The sequence below is a fragment of the Bradyrhizobium tropiciagri genome (assembly GCF_001189845.1).
Classification (GTDB): Bacteria; Pseudomonadota; Alphaproteobacteria; order Rhizobiales; family Xanthobacteraceae; genus Bradyrhizobium; species Bradyrhizobium tropiciagri.
Genome location: NZ_LFLZ01000160.1, coordinates 1 through 2,431, shown reverse-complemented (window position 1 = coordinate 2,431; position 2,431 = coordinate 1). Strand labels below are relative to the sequence as shown.

Genomic DNA, 2,431 nt, shown 5'->3' with positions numbered 1-2,431 from the left:
CGCGTCATATGGTGGAGGAGAGCCCCCACCCGGATCGCATCTTCCGATGCGATCCGACCTCCCCCGCAAGCGGGAGAGGTGCAGCAGCCTGCCGCGAGACAGCTTCAGCCTGACTTCATCCTCTAGCCGCGGGCCGCGATATGATCGGCGAGCACGGCCGCGTCGTCGCCGACGCCGGACAGGAACGAGGATTTCATCTTCGACAGCCATTGCAGGCCGAGGAAATAGAGGCCCGGCACCTCTGAGACGCCGTGGCGGTGCCGCGGTGCGCCGTTGGCGTCCAGCACCGGTATTTCGATCCAGTCCAGATCGAGGCCATAGCCGGTGGCCCAGATCACGCTGCCGATCCGCTCGGCGTTGAGGTCGATGGTAGCCAGCGGCGCAGTGAGGCACGGCGGATCGGGCAGGCGGACGCGTGCCAAGGGATCGTGTGGATGATCGAGGCCGCGTGCCGTGATGAAGTCGTCGACGATCCCGAGGAAGGTCGCGTAGTACGCATCGCCATTGGCGATGTTGGTGGCGAGATCGGGCGCGATCGCGAGCACGCCGGCGCGCGCCGCCGTCACGCGGCCGAGCAGCGTCACGCCGTCGGCGGCGAAACGGCGGAAATCGATGGTGTGTCCGCCATGGGCGCCCGAGATCACCGGCAGCAGGCGCGACGGGCCGCGCTGCTCGACCGGCGTCTCGTCAACGCCCATCTCGGCCAGCCACCAGAACAGGTCGCGGCCGCGATAGCGGCGCGGCAGGCGGTTGTGACGTCCGACCGACAGGAAGACATGGCGGCCGGCGCGCATCAGCTCCTCGGTGATCTGCGCGCCCGAGGCGCCGGCGCCGATCACCAGCACCGCGCCGTCAGGCAATTGTGCCGGATTTTTGTAGCCGCTGGCATGAACCTGAAACAGGCCGGGATGTTCGCGCAGCACGTCGGGCCGCAGCGGCCGCTGATAGGGACCGGTAGCAATCACGACGTTGCGGGCGGCGATGCTGCCGCCGGCGCATTCGGCAACGAAGCCGTCGGCGTCGCGGCGCAGTCTGGTGACCTCGACGCCGCAGCGGATCGGCGGCGCGACGAAGTCGGCGTAGGCCTCGATGAAGGCGATGATGGCAGCCGTGTCCGAGAATCCGTCCGGATCGCTGTGCGGAAACGCGAACTCCGGCAGCCGCACCGACCAGTTCGGAAACTGGAACATCAATCCGTCCCAGCGTTCGCTGCGCCAGCGCTCGGCGATCCGCCGCCGCTCCAGCACCAGATGGCCGATGCCGCGCTGCTTCAGCCGGTGGCTCATGGTCAGCCCGGCCTGGCCGCCGCCGATCACCAGCGTATCGACCGTCTCGTCAGCCATTGCGCGCTCCCTTGCGGCGAGCGGCTGGTTCTGCCGCGGCGCGGATGATCCAGCGCCGGAACGCGGCGAAATCGCGCTGCTCGGCGTGGAAGCCGCGATAGACCAGATACCAGCGCATCCCCTTCGGCACGCTGAGCGCAAACGGCGCCACCAGCCGGCCGGCGGCGAGATCGTCATCGATATAGGGCCGGATTCCCATCGCGATCCCGAGCCCGTCGCTAGCTGCCTGCAGCGCCTGGCCGTAGAACTGGAATTCCGGCCCGCGCGCGGTCAGGCGCGGCACGCCGGCGGCTTTCAGCCAGGACGGCCAGTCGTCGGGCGAATGCGCCACGCGGATCAGGCTCGGCCCCTTGAGATCGCCGGGACGCTTCAAGCCGTTGGCGAGCCGCGCCGTGCACACCGGCATCAGGTCGGCGGCGAACAGCGGCTCGGCGACGAGGCCCGGCCATTGGCCGTCGCCGAGCTGGATGCCGCAGCTCCAGTCATCGGCGAACGGCGCCGCCATGCCGCCGGTCGTGATCCGCACCTCGATGTCGGGCTCCGCTTTGCGGAACTCGGCGAGATGCGGGATCATCCATTTCATCGCGAATGTCGGCCCGACGCCGACGGTCAGCACCCGCGAACTCGCCGAGGCCGTGACCTGCGCGGTGAGGCTCGCCAGCGCGTCGAAGATCGGCGTCAGCCCGCCCTGATAGGCGCGGCCGGCCGGTGTGGTGACGAGGCGGTTCGCCTTGCGCTCGAACAGCGCGACCCCGAGTCGCTCTTCGAGCAGATGCACCATCCGGCTGATCGCGGCGGCCGAGACGTTGAGCTCGCCGCCTGCGGCCGCAAAGCTGCCGGTCCGCGCCGCGGCCTCGAACGCCTTGATGCCGTTGAGAAAGAGCAGCCGCCGCATGAACCCTCAGGAAAACTGATGCAAGGGCAAGATAACTCAGTTTGCGGGACGAGGCCAAGCGGCGCAGAAATATGCAGCGGTGGCCCGAGTCAAATCCGAGTGCGATGGTTTCACCTCGCCCCGCTTGCGGGGAGAGGTCGGCGCGAAGCGCCGGGAGCCTCCGCGAGCCCCACTGCAACCTCCCTCGCGGAGA

Annotated in this window: 2 protein-coding genes; both read right to left on the bottom strand. The window is 68.9% G+C overall.

Annotated elements, in window-relative coordinates; translation table 11 throughout:
• Nucleotides 1–122: 122 nt before the first annotated feature.
• Nucleotides 123–1,343 carry an NAD(P)-binding domain-containing protein gene (locus AKN84_RS44165; RefSeq protein ID WP_050426587.1) on the bottom strand — a complete coding sequence of 407 codons (1,221 nt, stop codon included), beginning with the start codon at nt 1,341–1,343 and terminating at the stop codon, nt 123–125.
• On the bottom strand, nt 1,336–2,238 hold the full coding sequence (locus tag AKN84_RS44160) for a LysR substrate-binding domain-containing protein (RefSeq protein WP_050426586.1): 903 nt from the start codon (nt 2,236–2,238) through the stop codon (nt 1,336–1,338). The genes AKN84_RS44165 and AKN84_RS44160 overlap by 8 nt, the downstream gene beginning before the upstream one ends.
• Between the last annotated feature and the right edge of the window lie 193 nt (nt 2,239–2,431).